Raw genomic sequence first — 12897 nt, 5'->3', positions numbered from 1 at the left:
TCGCCTCACGTCCGCCGGCCACGACCCGCGCGGTCGACTGCCGGCCCGTGCCCGTCGAGATAGGGCAGGGCGAGCAGGTAGCCGCCGACGACCAGCAACAGGACCGCGAACGGGAGCGTCGCCGTCGCCGTCGACATGAGTCCGCCCGTCACGAGCGCCACCAGTGCCAGGACTTCGCGTTTCGACATACCTTCGTGTGTGGCAGTCGCACACTAATAACTCAGTCAGACGGCCGTCATCGTCGCGTCCGCGTTCGGCCGCGAACGGGCCGCTCGGGGGCCCGCGAACCCGTTCTCCGACCCAGCCGCAATCACCTTATGCGAGGGGCGTCTTCCCCGAAGTATGACCGAGCGGACGGCGGCCGTGACCCGGGAGACGGCCGAGACGGAGATCGAGGTGACGCTCGACATCGACGGCGACGGGGAGTCGACGGTCGACACCGGCATCGGCTTTTTCGACCACATGCTCGACTCGTTCGCCAAGCACGGCCTGTTCGACCTCACCGTCGCCTGCGACGGCGACCTGGAGATCGACGACCACCACACCGTCGAGGACGTGGCGATCACCCTCGGCGAGGCCGTCCAGGAGGCGCTCGGGGACAAGCGGGGCATCCGTCGCTTTGCCGACCGCCGCGTCCCGCTTGACGAGGCCGTCGCCGGCGTCGTCGTCGACGTGTCCGGCCGCCCGTACTTCGTCTTCGACGGCGAGTTCGAGCAGGACCGGGTCGGGGAGTTCACGAGCCACATGGCCCAGCACTTCCTGCGCTCGCTCGCGACCAACGCCGGCCTGACCCTCCACGCCGAGGTCCGCGGCGAGAACGCACACCACCAGATAGAGGCGCTGTTCAAAGGGCTGGCCCGGGCGCTGGACGACGCCACGCGCATCGACGAGCGCCGGAGCGACACGCCGAGCACGAAAGGCGAACTCTAGCCGTCGACCGCGTACGGCGAAAGCGCCTCGCGCCAGTCCTCCGGGAGCGGTTCCGGGCCGTCGTCGCCCAGGTGGACCGAGACCGTCCGGCCGGTGGCGACGACGCTGTCGCCGTCGGCGATTTCGTACTCGATCGTGAAACTGCTCCCGCCCACGTCGATGGCCGTGAGCGCGACCGTCACGGTGCGGTCGGGGTCGATGGGCGCGCGGTAGTCGACTTCCAGGGTCCGGACGACTGTCGGCGCCTCGGCCAGCGAGATGCCCAGGACCTCGTCGAACAGCCGCCCTTTCGCCTGCTCGAAGTAGGACGCGTAGACGACGTGGTTGACGTGCGAGCGGGTATCGAGGTCGCGGAACTGCACCTCGATGTCGTGGGTGTATGTCTCGGGCATACCGGAGCCGAGGACCGTCCGGGATTTGAATCCACGCTTCGGCACCCCGTCCCGATCCGCGACCCAAAAACCGAAACGCACCGCCCTCGATGGTTTCCGTATGTTCGACGAGATCATGGAGAAGTTCGAGGGGAGCCCCTCTCAGCAGGCGGTGATCCGGCTGCTCCTCGAACGCGGCTTCTCGGTCAACGACGAGGGCCGCGTCGTCTCCGGCGGGATCGAGATCCCGAACACGGGTATCGCCCGCGAGATCGACGTGGACCGCCGCGTCGTCGACTCCACGACCGACGCCATCCTGGACGACCCCGAACTCCGCCGCATCTTCCAGAACATCTCTCAGATCCCTTCGCTGATGGACCTCGCGCCCGTGCTCGACCTCTCCGTGCTCACCGTCGACGTCTACGACACCGAAGAGCCGGGCATCGTCGCCGAGATCACGGGCCTCATCGCCGACCGCGGTATCTCGATGCGACAGACCGTCTCCGAGGACCCCGAGTTCGCCGTCGACCCGAAACTCTACATCATCACCGAACGCCCGCTCCCGGGCGACCTCCTCAACGACATCCGGGACCTGGACTACGTCCGGCAGCTCGGCCTGCAGTGACCGTGCCCGACTCCGAGCCCGTCACCGTGACCGTCGTCGCGACCGACGGCCGGCCCGGTGACGACCCCGCGGGTGACGCCGGGGCCGTCGAGACGCGCCTGACCGTCCCCCGCGGGACCGTCCTCCGCGACGCACTGCTCGACGCCGGCATCTCCCCGTACACGCGCTACACCGAGCGGCTCAACTGCGGCGGTCGGGGGCTGTGTGCCACCTGTGGGGTCCGGGTGCTCGACGGCGACCACGACCCCGACCACTGGCACGACCGGCTGGCCGCCCGTTTTGGCTACCCGCGGCTCTCCTGTCAAATGCGCGTGACCGAGGACCTGACGGTCGCCATCCCGGACAAGCGCGTGTGGGGCGAGCGCCGCCCCGAGGACTGAGTCAGCGCAGGCGGACGTACGGCGGGTCGGCGATGGGCTCGACGACGCGCGTGTAGCCCGGACTGCCGGCCGCGGAGCGGGGGATCGAGAGGTACTGGAGGCCGTCGTCGGCGCGCCAGGTGCGGACGACCTGGTCGGCCGCGCCGGCGAAAAAGCCGGCCAACTGCTCGCCGCTGGCCGTCGGGTCGACCGTGAGCGCGAGCGTCAGTCCCTCCTCGGCCTCCAGGACGCTCCCGGTGGCCCAGTAGAACAGCTGGCGGGACTGCTCGGCCGACACCAGGTGCTGGAGCGACGCGTGTTCCAGCACGGCGACGACGTCCTCGCCCCGCAACTCCCCGACGAGCCGCCGGATGGCCTCCTGGACGCCCCCTTCGACCTCCTCCAGGACGACGTTGGCCTCGGGGAGGTCGGCCAGCGCCGGCACGTCCATCGACCGGCTCACCGGGTCGATCAGGTACAGGCGGTCCCGCTCCATCAGCTCCCGGACCGTCCCCACGCGGTCCGCGAGCAGCTCCTCGACGCGACCGCGGAGCCGTCCGGGGGCCGTGACGAGGACGACCCGCTGGCCCGCCTCGATGGCCCGCACGCAGAGCGCGGTCGAGAACGGCCAGTGGTCGGTCGCGCCCTCGTGCTGGAGGACGGTCGTCCCGCCGCGGACGAACCCCCCTGCGAGGGCGTCGAACCCCGGAATCCCGGTCTCGAAGGAGTCGACCGCCGTCGCCGCCTCGCGCCGGGCGACCGAGACGCCGTCGCCGTCGTGGCCGAGGACGTGCCGGCGGGTGTCGTGGTCCCGGTCGCGGAGCTTCCGAACCTGGACGTATCGCACCTCGTCGCCCTGGAGTTCCGTCCGCCAGCAGTCGACGACACCGCCGACGACGCGGTCGATATCGTGGTGCTCGCTCGGCATCGCGGTGAGCAGACAGGTCGCCGCGTGGGCGTCGAGGCGTTCGAGCATCGTGTGGAGGCCGCGCCGACCGGCCTCGTCGTCGGCCGCGAGGTCCGCCAGGCCGGCCACGCCGTCTATCACTACCCGGTCCCAGTCCGGGGACGATAGCTCCTCGATCAGCGTCCGGAACGAGACCGTGCTCTCGTCGTCGCCGGTGGCGAACCGGACGCCCCCCTCGCCCGTGGCGGGATCGACGGCTGCGATCGTCAGCCCGGGCGTCTCCGGCAGGGCGAGGTCGGCGGCGGCGACCCGGCGTGGCTGGTCAGTTGCCACGAACAGACAGGTTTCGTCGGCGGCCAGGCCCGCCCGACAGAACTGGGCTCCGAGGCGGCTCTTGCCGACGCCGGCCGGCCCTCGGACGAGCAGCGTCCGCCCCTCGGGGACGCCGCCAGCCAGCATCTCGTCGAGCGTTTCGTCACCTATCGAACACGACATACCTCCTCATCTACGACTGACGGATAATAAACCCCGCCGGCGACCGCGCACGTATATGGATCGGCGGCACGAACGACCGGCCGTGACCGAGACCTACCGCACGCTCGCGGGCCGGGGGCAGGCCGCCTTCGAGGTGCAGGGCTCGGAGTTCATCGGCCACGCCCGACCCGTCACGACCGTCGCGGCCGCCGAGACGTTCGTCGCGTCGGTCCGCGAGGAGTACGCCGACGCAACCCACAACGTCCCGGCTTACCGCGTCCGTGCCGAGCCGTTGCGGGAGTGGTCGAGCGACGCCGACGAGCCCTCCGGCTCCGCCGGCAAACCCGCGCTCAACGTCCTCCAGGGCGAAGAACTGGAGAACGTCGCGGTCGTCGTGACCCGCTACTACGGCGGGACGAAACTGGGGGTCGGCGGACTGGCCCGCGCCTACGGCGAGGCGGTCAAACGCGCCGTCTCCGACGCCGGTATCGTCACGGAGCGGCCTCACGAGCGGTTCACGATCACCGTCGCGTACGACGACTCGGGGACGGTCCGGGGACTGCTGGAGTCGAGCGACTGCGAGTTCGAGGCCAGCTACGAGGCGACCGTCGAGTTCGTCGTCCGGGTCCCCGTCGAAACCGGCGCATCCCTCCGGGACCGCATCCGGAGTGCGACCAGTGGCCGGGCCGAGATCGAGCGCTAACTGAACATGATGACCTCGGCCGCGCCCTCGTGGAGTTCCACGGGGACGCCCAGCTGGGCGTTCAGGAAGGTGTCCTCCCCGCTCTTCTGGATTCGCTCCGGAAGATAGGCGTTGTGGGTTCGGATCTGGTCCCGGTTGTCGAAGAACGCGGCGGTGGCGCCGGCAACCATGCCCTTCGGCGTTTCGGAGTTGACGACGAGCAGCGTCATCAGCGAGAGGGTATCGACGACGTAATCGATCCCTGGGTACACCGACGCCGGGATCGAGCCGTACGGCGGTTCGTTGATCAGCCACTCGTTTTGCACGGCCGTCTCGACGACCGTGGGGTTCAGCGAGAGCAACTTGAGGTCGGCGCTCTCCGCCGCCTCGACGATTCCGGGGATCGGCCAGTCGCCGCGCGCGACGGTCGCGTCCAGTTCGCCGGCGACGATCCGGTCGAGCGCCTCCGAGAGCGGCAGGTTCGCGGTGCTGAACTCGATATCGAGCGGATTGACGAGCTGGATCGCGTTCGTGTTCAGCGCCGTCCCCGGCTCGCCGGTGTTGATCGTCGCGCCGTCGAGCTCGTTGATGTACTCGGCGTCGAAATCGCCCCGGGCGACCACCGTCAGCGGCAGCGGGTACAGCGGCACGACGTTCCTGACGCGCCCTTTCTCGCCGTCGATGGCCTCGATACCGGACCCCTGCTTACCGAAAAAGACGATGTCGGCGGGTATGAGCGCCATGGCGCCCTCGTTCGCGTTGACCGTCTGCAGGTTCTCGACGCTCGATCCCCCCTGCTTGAGGACGGTCTCGATTCCATGGGCGTTGACGACCGCCGCGATCTCCCTGGCGATCTGCTCGTTCATGTCCCCGTAGTGGAGCACGAGCCGGTCCGTTCCGCCGATGGCACTCCCGCCGCCCCCACACCCCGCGAGGCCGACCGCAGCAGCCGCCCCGGCGGACGCGAGTAACCGCCGTCGCGTCGTTCCCCTCGGCATACACCCACCCGTTTTTCGCTCGGACATATATACTATGTGGGACTGACACCCTGACCTGCCCCGTCCGACAACCCCCATTTCGACTGGAATAAAAAGCGCACGACAGAGTGTGTGTTGGATACGAAACGGTGGGGTTTCACGAGCGCGCGTGGGCGGGCGCGACGGCAACTCGGGGCGCTCAGGTCGTCCGGAACGCGCGGTCGCCGGCGTCGCCGAGGCCGGGGACGATGAAGCCGTCGTCGTCGAGGCGGTCGTCGATGCTGACGGTCAACAGCCGGGCCTGGGGGAACCGGTCGGTGACGCGGGTCACGCCCAGCGGTGCGCTGACGGCCGAGAGGACGATCAGCCGGTCCGGTTCACCCGCTGCCAGCACCCGTTCGAGGACGGCACACATCGTGCTCCCCGTCGCGAGCATCGGGTCGGCGACGATGACGGTGTCATCGGAGGTGATGTCGGGGAGTTTCTCGTAGTCGACGCTGATGGGGAACGAGCCGGTCTCGTCCATGCCCGCCTCCTCGTCGCGGCTGGCGCTAATGACGCCCTGTCGGGCCGTGGGGAAGGCCTTGAGCAGCCCCTCGACGAACGGCGTCGCCGCCCGGAGGACGTTGACGATCACCACGTCGTCGAGCCCCGTCACCCGCTCGCCCATGGTCGTCGTCAACGGCGTCTCCACTTCCACGTACTCGGTGTCCAGCAGGCCGTCGATGATGTCGTAGCCACAGACCCGGCCGAGCTTCACCAGCCCCTTCCGGAAGGCGACCTGTTCGGTGTCGGCACTCCTGAGTTCCGAGAGGGTGTGGCGAGCGAGGGCGTGCGTGACTTCCGCGGCGTCGGTATCGTCGCGTTCCTCGATTGGCATACCGGAGTGGTTGGCCCCCGGTCGCTTAATTCTCCGCGTCCCGGCGGCGGGTGCCGTGGTCGTTCGTCCGGCCGTTTCCAGTCGCCAGCCGTCGACGCGGACTGCCGCCGAGACCAGCCGTCAGTAGTCGACGCCCATCTCGTCGAGCAGTGTCAGCGCCGCCTCGTGGGAGGACGGCGGCCCACGCGCGGTCACGAGGTCGCCGTCGACCGTGACGGACGTGTCGGCGTCGAGGTCGGCGTCCCAGTTGCCGCCCGCTACTTTCACCTCGTCCTCGACCCAGTAGGGGAGCTTCCGCCCGTCGGGCATCCGGTCGTGTTCGTCGACGATGCCCTCCTCCCAGGCGTTCGGGAAGCCGGTCACGTCGCGGCCGTCGACCAGGAACTCGCCGTCCGAGTCCCGAGTGAAGGCGAGAATCCCGACGGCGTGACAGACGACCAGCGCCGTCGTGTCACCCTCCTCGACGGCGGTCCGGAGCGCGCCGCGGGCGTGGCGGTCCTGGGTCACGTCCCACTCGGTGCCGTGGCCGCCGGGGAAGACGACGGCGTCGTACGCGCCGGGCTCGACCGCGGCCAGCGGCTCGGGGTCGTTCAGCCGCTCGTCGCTCTCGTGGACCTCCCGGACGTGTGCGGCGGTCTCCTCGCCGACCTCCTCGGGGTCGACCGAGCGTTCGTCGATGACCGGTGGACTCCCGCTCGGCGTCGCGACCGTAATTTCGACGCCGGCGTCGGTCAGCGTCGTCAACGGCTCGATACACTCCTCGCCCCAGTACCCTTCTTCGCTCACGATGAACAGTGCTGTTTGCATACCCGCCGGCGTACGAGTCCGAGCCGTTTGAACGCCGCGCTCCCGGCGTGTCACTTAACAGGACGCGTCGCATACCGGCCAGTCAGCGCGGGCACGAGACCCGCGAGGTACTAATGGAAGAGAGCGTCTCCGGATTCAAGACGCGGGGCAGCTGGGTCGACATCGTCGAACACGGCGAGCGCATCGTCCGCGCGCTCAAGGACATCGCGGCCGACGCCGACGTCGACGCCGCCGTCGACGAGTCAGCACTCACCGACTTCGACGAGTGGCGGCCCAAAAGCGACGAACGACTGGACGAGGACGTCAACGAGAAGACCGCCGACCAGGCCAGCGTCGGGGAGGGCCAGGGCGAGAAGGCGGGCCAAGAGCCCGACGAGGACCTCCAGAAAGCCGGCAAGAAGCTCAGCGAGTCCTACGAGAAACTGGACGACCCCGACGAGGCCGTCGGCAAGTGGGGCGAGTCCCTCGATTACGTCGCCCGGGCCGCCGACTCCGCGGGTCGGAAGGCCCTCCGGGCTGTCGAGGGGGCGGTCTACAAGAACGTGATGACACAGATCGCACCCTACTACTTCGACAACGAACTCGTCTCGGCGAACCTCAAGCGGGTCGGCCGTGACGAGGCCCCCGAGTACGTCTTCGAGGTCAACGTCAACGACGACGACCTCAAGATCCGCGTCTCGAACCGGCTGGCCGACTACGAGTCCTCGGTCGACCGCTGGCACGTCGACACGCCGAAAGCCACGGACAACGTCGAGGCCGTCGAGGGCGTCGAGACCCCGCCGCCCGCCGAGGACCTCGACGCCCACAACAACGAGTCCGACGAGTCGATGAACGAACCGCGCGAGGACACGTAGCGCCGCCGCCAGCGACGGGTCCCCTCTCCCTACCAGTCCCGCCGTTCGATGTGGTAGCCGCCACACGCCGAACAGACCTGTCGCTGCGCCTCGAACGCGGTCCCACAGGCTTGACAGACGTACTCCGGGCCGGGGTCGTCGGTCCGCCCCGCGAGCCGTTTGAGTCGCTGTAACACTCCAGTCCCTCCCAATTCGTGTCCGGACCGTCAACGCCCGCATCATTAATCCTTCCGGTAGGGGTGGGAATGAAACGAACCGACCCCCGTGGCGGCGGTCGCGGGCCGGTCGGCGACACGACGACGCGGCGTGGCGGCGGACGCCGTGACGGTGGCCGTGGCGGCCGGTCGGCGACGCCGTCGACGGGACGCCATGCGGCAGGTTCTTACGCTCCGGCATCCGAACCCTCGACAATCGATGGTTGGTGCGGGCACGATAGCGACGTTTCTGGTCGCCGGAGGAGCGAGCCTGTTCATGGCCTGGGCCATCGGGGCCGGCTCCTCCGGGTCGACACCGTTCGCGCCGGCGGTCGGCGCCAACGCGATCTCCGTGATGCGGGCCGGCTTCTTCGTCGGCCTGCTCGGGCTCGCCGGGGCCATCCTCCAGGGCGCGAACGTCACCGAGGCCGTCGGCCGCGAACTCGTCCTGAACGTCACGCTCTCGCCGCTGGCCGCGACGGTCGGCCTCATCACCGCCGCCGTCCTCGTGGCGATCGGCGTCTTCGCCGGCTACCCCATCGCGACCGCGTTCACCGTCACCGGCGCCGTCGTCGGCGTCGGGCTGGCGATGGGCGGCGCGCCCGCCTGGGGCAAGTACCAGGAAATCCTCACGCTGTGGGTCGCCACTCCCTTCGTCGGCGGCGGCGCCGCCTTCGCCACCGCCCGCCTGCTCCGCAACGAACGCGTCCCCGAGATCGTCGCCGTCCCGCTACTGGCCGGCCTCGTCGGTGCCATCTTCGCCAACGTCGAGTTCGTCCTCCTCGGGCCGGCCGGCGAGGCCGCGTCGCTGGCCGCGACCGCCGCGGCCGGCCTCGGCGTCCCCACCCTCGCCGGTCGCCTCGGCGTGACCGTGGGTTTCGCCGCCCTCGTCGCGCTCGCACTCCGCTGGGATATGCGGGGCAGTCCCGCCGACGGCCAACGGCACTTCCTGCTCGCGCTCGGCGGCCTCGTGGCCTTCTCCGCCGGCGGCAGTCAGGTCGGACTGGCGCTCGGGCCACTGCTTCCCCTCCTCGACTCCTTCGAGTTTCCGCTCGTCGCCCTGCTGTTCGGCGGTGGCTTCGGTCTCCTGCTCGGCTCCTGGACCGGCGCACCGCGGATGATCAAGGCCCTGTCCCAGGACTACTCCGCGCTCGGCCCGCGCCGCTCCATCGCCGCGCTCATCCCTTCCTTTGCCATCGCCCAGACCGCCGTCTTCTTCGGGGTCCCCGTCTCGTTCAACGAGATCATCGTCTCGGCGATCATCGGCAGCGGCTACGCCGCCGGCGGCAGCGACGTCAGCGGCGCGAAGATGGGCTACACCGTCCTCGCGTGGATCGGGTCGCTCGTGCTCGCCTTCGGCGTCAGCTACGGCGCCTTCTTCGTCCTCGATACGCTCCTGTTCTAGGCGCTCGACCCCGCCCGGCGTTCGTCCGCGACCGCCCACACCCGGTCGACCACCCAGGGCATCCCGACGATTCCGGCCACGAGGACGGCGTCGTCGACGCCAGCGAGCAGCCCCGTGAACGCGTCCCCGACCGCCTGCACAGCGACGAGGAAGACCAGGCCGGCGACGACCAGCGCGACCGCCTCCGCCCGCGAGCCGAACCGCGGAATCGCGTCCATGTCCCACGTCGCCACGGCGCCGCCGAGACAGGCCCCGACGATGCCCAGCACCTCCGGGACGACGGCCCCGTCACCCCACGTCGTCGACAGCGCCGCGAGACCGAGGACGCCGGCCGTCCCGAACGCCACCGCCGGCCGTCCGTCGGCGGCGTAGTGGAAGGCGACGAGCAGCGCCGTCCCCAGCGCCAACCCCGCCAGGATGTCGCCGAGGAAGTGGACGCCGAGCACGACCCGCGAGAGGGCGATCAGGACCGCGAGTCCCGCCAGCGGCGCCGCCCGCGCGAGCGAGTCGACGCGGTCGAACTCCAGCGCGATACCCCCGTAGACCACCGCCGCGGCCGTCGCGTGCCCGCTCGGGAAGCCGTACCCACTCGTCTCGATGACCCACACCGCCTCCGGCGGGCGCGGCAGCGTGAAAAACCACTTCAGCCCCAGCACGACCGCGTACCCGCCGAAGGCGTAGGCCACCACCAGCGCCGTCCCCCGCCTGTCGGTCAGCCAGTACAAAACCGACAGTCCGAGCATCAGTCCCGTTACGCCCCCGAGGTGGGTGACCGCTATCGCGAGCGGGTCGGCCGCCGCCGGGAACGCCGCCCGGAGCGCCCGACTCGCCGCTTCGAGTCGCACCATATCCGATAGCTGTCCACCCACCACAAAAACGTTCGTGTCACGCGAGGGACTCGACGGTGTGTGACCGTCTCCGGGCGGTCAGTCGTCCGTCGAGGGCGTGTCGGTCTCGGCCTCGTCGGTGCCGCCCTCGCCGTCCTCGCCGTCGACGTGCCCCGAAGTCGTCGCCGGCCGCGTGACCCGGGCTTTCATGATTCGCGTGTTCTCGACCTGCTCGACCCTGATTTCGACGCCGTCGTACTCGATGACCTCCCCGGTCTCGACGAGGCGGCCCGCGCGGTTGAAGATAAAGCCCGCCAGCGTCTCGAACTCCTCGCCCTCCGGGAGTTCGATGTCGAGCGCCTCGTTGACCTCCTCGATGTTGACCTCGCCTTTCACGATGGCGGTGTCGTCGCCGACGAACTCGACCGGCTCCTCCTCCTCGCCTTCGAGGATTTCGCCGACGATCTCCTCGGTGAGGTCCTCCATCGTGACCAGGCCCTCCGTGGTCCCGAACTCGTCGATGACGACGACCATGTGCATCCGGTTTTCCCGCATCTCCGCGAGCAGTTCGTCGACGTTTTTCGACTCCGGGACGTGCAGGGTCGGCTCGATGAGGTCGTCCAGTTCGAGGTCCTCCGTGCCCGCCTCGCCGAAGTCCCGATCCCGGACGAGGTCACGGATGTGAACGACGCCGATGATGTTGTCGAGGCTGCCCTCGTAGACCGGCACGCGGGCGTGGCTCGACTGGACGCAGGTCTCGATGGCCTCCTCGATGGAGGCGTCGACGGAGACGGCGGTCATATCGAGCCGCGGGGTCATCACCTCCTTGGCGATGGTGCGGTTGAACCGCAGGGTGCGGTGGAGCATCTCGCGTTCTTCCTCGTCCAGCACCCCCTCGCGTTCCCCGGTCTCGATGATGTCCCGGATTTCGTCGCGGGTGATGTAGGAGGTCTCGATGGCGGACTGGCCGCCGGTGATGCGGTTGACCTGCTGGGTGAGGAAGTCGAAGACGACGATCAGCGGCAACAGGAGCCGCTCGGCGAACTTCAGCGGTCCGGCGATCCGGAGCGCCCACGACTCCGTGTTCTCGACGGCGTAGCTCTTCGGGGCGCTCTCGCCGAACAGCAGGACGAGAGCGGTGATGCCGAACGTCGAGACCGCGACCGCGATGCCCTGGGAGAAGTAGATGGCGAGCAGCCCCGTCGTGATGGAGGTCATCGCGATGTTGACGAGGTTGTTCCCGACGAGGATGGTCACCAGCAGTCGGTGGGGGTCGTCCTTCAGCGCCTTGAGCGTCCGGGCGCCGGGCACGTCGTCCTCGACCAGCGTCTCCAGGCGGTGGGGCGCCAGCGAGAACATGGCGATCTCCGAGGAGGAGAAAAACGCCGAGAGCAAGAGCAGGACGAGGACCACGACGATCCCGAAAGTAGCCACGAGACCGTCGGATATCTCCACGCCGAACGGGCCAGTCGCCAGCGTGGACGCGAGCAGGGCGACTGGGGCCGAAACGATACCCATTACTTCCCGTGTTTTGCCATCGCCGGGATTAAGACTTGTCATAGCCGAAAAAAGCCACCGAGAACCGGACGGAGACGACTGGTTTCGACCGTCCTCGTCCGCCGTCGTGTCGACCGCCGCGAGTACCGTCCGCTCGTCACGCTCGCCCGTCGGCGCCGATGCTCACCGCCCGGATACGCCCGAAGGGCTTACCCCGCTCTCGACACAATACACGGGCGATGAGCGACCCAGCGATCACACTCTATCGGCTCCAGGCCTGTCCGTTCTGTGAACGCGTCGTCCGCGTCCTCGACGAGTACGGCCTCGACTACGAGTCGCGGTTCGTCGAACCGATGCACTCCGACCGCGACGTGGTCAAACGCGTCTCCGGGAAGCGGACCGTCCCGGCCATCGTCGACGAGAACACCGGCGTCACCATGTCCGAGTCCGCCAACATCGTCGCCTATCTCCACGGCACCTACGGCGAGGGCAACGCCGAGAGAGGTGCTGCCTGATGGAACTGGACTTCGAGGTCGTCGAACTCGACCCCGCCGACCCGCCCGCCGAGGGCGAGCAGGCTCCCGACTTCGAGCGCCCGCTCACCAACGCCGAATACTGGGAGGACACCGCGCTCTCGGAACTCACCGCCGAGGGACCGGTTCTGCTCGCCTTCCACACTATGGACGGGGCCTTCCCCACCACCTACATGTGGAACGAGATCCGCGACCGCGGGTGGGGGCAGGGCGCGGCCGACCAGGAGGAGGCCGCGGAAGACGCGAGCGGGGAGGGACGACCCGCGAGCCGCGGCCACGACGACAACCTCCAGGTCGTCGGCCTGTCGATCTCCTCGCCGTACGAGCACAAGACGACCATCGCGGAGCGTCGCATCGACGACCTCGGCTACCGCCTCTTCTCCGACCCCGGCAACGACGTGGCCGAGCGGTACGGCATCGCCCACGACCTCGACGGCATGGCCGGCGTGAGCGAGCCACGGCCCGCCGTCTTCCTCCTCGACGAGGAGCGGGTCGTCCAGTACGCCTGGGTCGCCGACGAGTGGCCCGACTTCCCGCCCTACGACGAGATCGAGGCCGCCATCGACGCGCTCTGA

At 69.2% G+C, this 12897-nt stretch carries 17 protein-coding genes; 8 read left to right on the top strand and 9 right to left on the bottom strand.

Annotated features, from left to right (window positions below):
- Nucleotides 1–5: 5 nt before the first annotated feature.
- Entirely contained in the window at nt 6–188 is a 183-nt protein-coding gene (locus tag MUG96_RS00905) for a hypothetical protein (protein WP_246985667.1), read from the bottom strand.
- 154 nt (nt 189–342) lie between these two features.
- Here MUG96_RS00905 and hisB point away from each other — a divergent pair, with 154 nt between their 5' ends.
- On the top strand, nt 343–930 hold the full coding sequence (gene hisB / locus MUG96_RS00900; protein WP_246985666.1) for an imidazoleglycerol-phosphate dehydratase HisB: 588 nt from the start codon (nt 343–345) through the stop codon (nt 928–930).
- On the opposite strand, the gene MUG96_RS00895 is transcribed toward hisB, so the two are convergent.
- On the bottom strand, nt 927–1322 hold the full coding sequence (locus tag MUG96_RS00895; RefSeq protein ID WP_246985664.1) for an acyl-CoA thioesterase: 396 nt from the start codon (nt 1320–1322) through the stop codon (nt 927–929). The two genes, hisB and MUG96_RS00895, sit on opposite strands and share 4 nt — an antisense overlap.
- Before the next feature lie 100 nt (nt 1323–1422).
- Between MUG96_RS00895 and trpY the strand changes: the two genes are divergently transcribed.
- On the top strand, nt 1423–1926 hold the full coding sequence (gene trpY / locus MUG96_RS00890) for a TrpY family transcription regulator (RefSeq protein ID WP_246985662.1): 504 nt from the start codon (nt 1423–1425) through the stop codon (nt 1924–1926).
- Nucleotides 1927–1928: 2 nt separating this feature from the next.
- On the top strand, nt 1929–2306 hold the full coding sequence (locus MUG96_RS00885) for a 2Fe-2S iron-sulfur cluster-binding protein (protein WP_373222026.1): 378 nt from the start codon (nt 1929–1931) through the stop codon (nt 2304–2306).
- Nucleotide 2307: 1 nt separating this feature from the next.
- On the opposite strand, the gene MUG96_RS00880 is transcribed toward MUG96_RS00885, so the two are convergent.
- The gene (locus tag MUG96_RS00880; RefSeq protein WP_246985660.1) at nt 2308–3687 is read right to left on the bottom strand and encodes an ATPase domain-containing protein; all 1380 of its coding nucleotides are present in this window, start codon (nt 3685–3687) and stop codon (nt 2308–2310) included.
- A gap of 82 nt (nt 3688–3769) precedes the next feature.
- Between MUG96_RS00880 and MUG96_RS00875 the strand changes: the two genes are divergently transcribed.
- Nucleotides 3770–4369: an IMPACT family protein gene (locus MUG96_RS00875; protein ID WP_246985658.1), complete on the top strand. Its 600-nt coding sequence runs from the start codon at nt 3770–3772 to the stop codon at nt 4367–4369.
- Here the strand turns inward: MUG96_RS00875 and MUG96_RS00870 are convergent.
- The 3 genes from MUG96_RS00870 to MUG96_RS00860 all read right to left on the bottom strand — a co-directional run bounded on the left by MUG96_RS00870 (nt 4366) and on the right by MUG96_RS00860 (nt 7012).
- On the bottom strand, nt 4366–5346 hold the full coding sequence (locus MUG96_RS00870) for a TAXI family TRAP transporter solute-binding subunit (protein ID WP_246985656.1): 981 nt from the start codon (nt 5344–5346) through the stop codon (nt 4366–4368). The genes MUG96_RS00875 and MUG96_RS00870 overlap by 4 nt on opposite strands.
- Nucleotides 5347–5524: 178 nt before the next feature.
- On the bottom strand, nt 5525–6205 hold the full coding sequence (upp, locus tag MUG96_RS00865) for a uracil phosphoribosyltransferase (RefSeq protein WP_246985654.1): 681 nt from the start codon (nt 6203–6205) through the stop codon (nt 5525–5527).
- 120 nt (nt 6206–6325) lie between these two features.
- Nucleotides 6326–7012: a type 1 glutamine amidotransferase domain-containing protein gene (locus MUG96_RS00860; protein ID WP_246985653.1), complete on the bottom strand. Its 687-nt coding sequence runs from the start codon at nt 7010–7012 to the stop codon at nt 6326–6328.
- A gap of 113 nt (nt 7013–7125) precedes the next feature.
- Between MUG96_RS00860 and MUG96_RS00855 the strand changes: the two genes are divergently transcribed.
- Entirely contained in the window at nt 7126–7866 is a 741-nt protein-coding gene (locus MUG96_RS00855; RefSeq protein ID WP_246985651.1) for a DUF5828 family protein, read from the top strand.
- Between the two features lie 29 nt (nt 7867–7895).
- On the opposite strand, the gene MUG96_RS00850 is transcribed toward MUG96_RS00855, so the two are convergent.
- A complete protein-coding gene (locus tag MUG96_RS00850) occupies nt 7896–8042 on the bottom strand; it encodes an FmdB family zinc ribbon protein (RefSeq protein ID WP_246985649.1) in 147 nt (48 codons plus the stop codon).
- Between the two features lie 238 nt (nt 8043–8280).
- Between MUG96_RS00850 and MUG96_RS00845 the strand changes: the two genes are divergently transcribed.
- Nucleotides 8281–9465, top strand: coding sequence for an inorganic phosphate transporter (locus tag MUG96_RS00845; RefSeq protein ID WP_246985648.1), 1185 nt, complete (start codon nt 8281–8283; stop codon nt 9463–9465).
- Here MUG96_RS00845 and MUG96_RS00840 read toward each other — a convergent pair.
- Complete coding sequence (locus tag MUG96_RS00840) at nt 9462–10313, bottom strand: phosphatase PAP2 family protein (RefSeq protein ID WP_246985646.1); 852 nt, start codon at nt 10311–10313, stop codon at nt 9462–9464. The genes MUG96_RS00845 and MUG96_RS00840 overlap by 4 nt on opposite strands.
- Before the next feature lie 78 nt (nt 10314–10391).
- Nucleotides 10392–11810, bottom strand: coding sequence for a hemolysin family protein (locus tag MUG96_RS00835; RefSeq protein WP_246985644.1), 1419 nt, complete (start codon nt 11808–11810; stop codon nt 10392–10394).
- A gap of 218 nt (nt 11811–12028) precedes the next feature.
- On the opposite strand from MUG96_RS00835, the gene MUG96_RS00830 reads away from it, so the two are divergent.
- Together MUG96_RS00830 and MUG96_RS00825 are read left to right on the top strand one after the other, a co-directional pair.
- Entirely contained in the window at nt 12029–12304 is a 276-nt protein-coding gene (locus tag MUG96_RS00830) for a glutathione S-transferase N-terminal domain-containing protein (RefSeq protein WP_246985642.1), read from the top strand.
- Nucleotides 12304–12897, top strand: a complete 594-nt coding sequence (locus MUG96_RS00825; RefSeq protein WP_246985640.1) for a redoxin domain-containing protein — start codon at nt 12304–12306, stop codon at nt 12895–12897. Before MUG96_RS00830 ends, MUG96_RS00825 begins: the two co-directional genes overlap by 1 nt.

This window comes from Halorientalis marina (assembly GCF_023028345.1).
Taxonomy (GTDB): Archaea; Halobacteriota; Halobacteria; order Halobacteriales; family Haloarculaceae; genus Halorientalis; species Halorientalis marina.
The sequence above is the reverse complement of the archived record's forward strand: the minus strand, read 5'-3'. Positions and strand labels throughout refer to the sequence as shown.

Coding starts and splice junctions, on each gene's coding strand:
- MUG96_RS00860 (WP_246985653.1), bottom strand. CDS start 7,012: ATGCAAACAGCACTGTTCATCGTGAGCGAAGAAGGGTACTGGGGCGAG.
- MUG96_RS00905 (WP_246985667.1), bottom strand. CDS start 188: ATGTCGAAACGCGAAGTCCTGGCACTGGTGGCGCTCGTGACGGGCGGA.
- MUG96_RS00880 (WP_246985660.1), bottom strand. CDS start 3,687: ATGTCGTGTTCGATAGGTGACGAAACGCTCGACGAGATGCTGGCTGGC.
- MUG96_RS00895 (WP_246985664.1), bottom strand. CDS start 1,322: ATGCCCGAGACATACACCCACGACATCGAGGTGCAGTTCCGCGACCTC.
- MUG96_RS00830 (WP_246985642.1), top strand. CDS start 12,029: ATGAGCGACCCAGCGATCACACTCTATCGGCTCCAGGCCTGTCCGTTC.
- MUG96_RS00845 (WP_246985648.1), top strand. CDS start 8,281: ATGGTTGGTGCGGGCACGATAGCGACGTTTCTGGTCGCCGGAGGAGCG.
- MUG96_RS00840 (WP_246985646.1), bottom strand. CDS start 10,313: ATGGTGCGACTCGAAGCGGCGAGTCGGGCGCTCCGGGCGGCGTTCCCG.
- trpY (WP_246985662.1), top strand. CDS start 1,423: ATGTTCGACGAGATCATGGAGAAGTTCGAGGGGAGCCCCTCTCAGCAG.
- MUG96_RS00855 (WP_246985651.1), top strand. CDS start 7,126: ATGGAAGAGAGCGTCTCCGGATTCAAGACGCGGGGCAGCTGGGTCGAC.
- MUG96_RS00835 (WP_246985644.1), bottom strand. CDS start 11,810: ATGGGTATCGTTTCGGCCCCAGTCGCCCTGCTCGCGTCCACGCTGGCG.
- MUG96_RS00870 (WP_246985656.1), bottom strand. CDS start 5,346: ATGCCGAGGGGAACGACGCGACGGCGGTTACTCGCGTCCGCCGGGGCG.
- hisB (WP_246985666.1), top strand. CDS start 343: ATGACCGAGCGGACGGCGGCCGTGACCCGGGAGACGGCCGAGACGGAG.
- MUG96_RS00825 (WP_246985640.1), top strand. CDS start 12,304: ATGGAACTGGACTTCGAGGTCGTCGAACTCGACCCCGCCGACCCGCCC.
- upp (WP_246985654.1), bottom strand. CDS start 6,205: ATGCCAATCGAGGAACGCGACGATACCGACGCCGCGGAAGTCACGCAC.